Annotated in this window: 3 protein-coding genes and 1 pseudogene; all 4 read left to right on the forward strand. The window is 53.0% G+C overall.

Translation table 11 applies throughout. From position 1 onward, the window contains the following. The coding region (locus KQI26_RS14975; RefSeq protein ID WP_216505037.1) for a DUF3801 domain-containing protein at nt 1–353 on the forward strand (353 nt) is incomplete at its 5' end. A gap of 12 nt (nt 354–365) precedes the next feature. After that, a complete protein-coding gene (locus KQI26_RS14980; protein ID WP_216505038.1) occupies nt 366–1,250 on the forward strand; it encodes a hypothetical protein in 885 nt (294 codons plus the stop codon). Between the two features lie 22 nt (nt 1,251–1,272). Continuing rightward, nucleotides 1,273–2,202 carry a hypothetical protein gene (locus KQI26_RS14985; RefSeq protein WP_216505039.1) on the forward strand — a complete coding sequence of 310 codons (930 nt, stop codon included), beginning with the start codon at nt 1,273–1,275 and terminating at the stop codon, nt 2,200–2,202. After that, nucleotides 2,199–2,557: pseudogene (locus KQI26_RS14990) on the forward strand (sortase); the annotation flags it as partial. The gene KQI26_RS14985 and the pseudogene KQI26_RS14990, both read left to right, overlap by 4 nt.

Consider the following 2,557-nt stretch of genomic DNA (forward strand, 5'->3'; position numbering starts at 1 on the left):
TGATGGTGAAAAACTCCAAGACCCAGGATGGCCGGGTGGAGGTTATCGCCAAAGCGGAGGACGCCGGGCGGATCAATCGAATTATCGAGCGCCTGGGGTACCCGGCCCCCACCAGGGAGGGTGAGGGAAAAAACGCTGTGACCCGTACTCTGTCAAAGGAAGAATCCAAAGAGTACGGGAGTTTCAACGAGCGCAGTACTATGAATACGAGGACGAATGAAGAGCGAAAGCGTCCTTCGGTGCGCGATCGGGTGGAAGCCCTGAAAAAATCATCAGAGCGTAAGTGGGAAAAAGGCCCTGCAAAAGCACATGAGGTGATGAAAGGGATAAAGACCCCCACACGCTCCCGATGAGGAGGAGGACACATGGCAGAGCCGAAAGAGATATGGCCGACAGATGAAATATCCGCCGCAGTGGTGGATATGACCCAGAAGGTAAGTGAAGAGCCAGATGCCTATCTACATTTTTTGCAGCTGCAGGCCCATCATCCTCAATATACCGCTGATACTCTACTGTGGTTGATGGCGAAAGAGCCAGATGATCAAGTGTTTCGGACAGTGCCTGAGTGGAATGAGCATGGCCGCTTTGTAAAGCCCGGCGAAAAAGGAATCCCACTGGAGCGAGGTATGGTCAGGCTGCTAGATCACGATGGATGGACAAATCCCAATATGGAATGGGTCTTTGCCGCAAAGCAGACTTGGGCAAAAGAAAGCATTCCTCCAGAACCAGAACAGCGGTTGAGCGGTCAGCGCCTGGAAATGGGGTTGCGCACATTACTGGAACTATCGCCAGTAGAAGTAAAGATCGATACTGGAGCTTCCTCTTCGGAGATTCGATATGATCCAGAGAGGAAGGAAATTCTTCTCCCTCAGGGTATTGGTGTGGAAGAAGCCTTTCGCGGCTTAGTCCGGGAGATTCTTCAAGCGAGGATGGATATGGAGATGGATGAAGGGTATCGGCGCGAGATCTTTCAGCAAGATGCAGAATGTCTAAGTTGGATGATGTGCCAGCGGTACGGTTTACCTTGCCCGGAGCCGGATCTGAGCCGTTTGGCTCAGAACAACGCCCCTTGGAATACAGAGGAACGAAATTCCTGTTTAACATCGATCAGTTGGTTGTACAGTGGCATGGAAAAGAATGTGAGCAGAGAAGTGAACATTCAAAAATCGGTACGCCAAAAGATCGGGCAGGCCATGGGAACCAACGAGCATGGGCAGGGGAAATCAAAGGCTCTGGTGCAGACACGATAACAAAAGAAGGAGATGAGAAACGATGAAACACAGACAGGGGCTTGCAGCAGCTCTGTTGTTTTGCGTCATGTGTACGCCGGTGTTGATGGGAGCAGCAGCTGAGCCGGAACCGGAAACACAGGACGGAGAGACAGCTCAAGTGGAGACTCCGCCCCAGCCTGCGCTGTATCCTATTGATATCGTATATAACGAGGATGATACAGTCTGGCACCTGGAAAAGGTTTATCAGCTGGATGCCAGTGCCGATCCGTCGGTGATCCCCACAGAAAACTTTGAGCAGGAAGGACGGGAATATGTGTTCCTGGATCTTCTGGCCGAAGATCAACGGGAAACCGATACCAAGGAGCACACCCAGCAGATCACTCAGGAATCCTCCACCAAGGATACAGAGACGGTATTGAAGAATCTGGCTCCTACTCTGGAGTATGCCGGGGAAGACGGATACATGGGTGTCCTTACCCTGGATACGGCCAGTGTCAAAGTGGAAGCTTCGGGTTATGGCAGCCGGAACAAGAATGTGACAGCCACCCGCACCTATCCCAATCTGGCCGATGCCGATACATCCTACATTCCCAAAACGGTGGAGGAAAACGGCTGCACTATGGAGCTGGTGGATGTGTCCTGGCAAACGGCAGCAGCCGATGAGGTCAGCGGGCAGAGTGTGGCGACCCGCTATACTGCGGTAGCCAGCTATGCCGGAACAAAAACCAGCCGGTATGTGAAGGGTTATGTGGTGACGGCGGATTATGTAGGGGATGTCAGTCGCACCACAAACAACAGCATCCTTTACACCGCGATTTTCTCCGCCATGAAGGAGCAGGAGCCGGAGAAAGACAATACTCCCTATGGAGCGTTGATTGGTATCCCCGTTGCAGCCTTGGCCGGAGGAGCTGGCACGGCAGCTGGGATCACAGGCTGGCGGAAATACAAGAAAAAGAAAGGGATCAAATGATGAAACGACAGATTGCAGCAGCCTGCGCATTGATTGCGGTGCTGAGCCAATCGGCCTGGGCGGCGGATTATACATTCTACGGCCCGGAACAAGGGCTTTTTGCCCGGCCCACATCGGATAATACGATTTATGTGGACAAACCAAAAATCAATGTGGATCGGAGTAAAAACACCGCTCTGATTCCCCCGGTCTTTGGCAGCGCCACATCGTATCTGCCCGGCAGCGGAACAGCCCTTACCCCGAACCTGACCCCTGGGGGCAGCGGGATCGTTTCTGGTGGAGGTACATCCAATGTAGTGACACCGCCTACCACATCGGGCAACACCAATACGGGCAACACCGGCTCGGGGAGTTA

The sequence above is a fragment of the Intestinimonas sp. MSJ-38 genome, from assembly GCF_018917925.1.
Lineage (GTDB): Bacteria > Bacillota > Clostridia > Oscillospirales > Butyricicoccaceae > Pseudobutyricicoccus.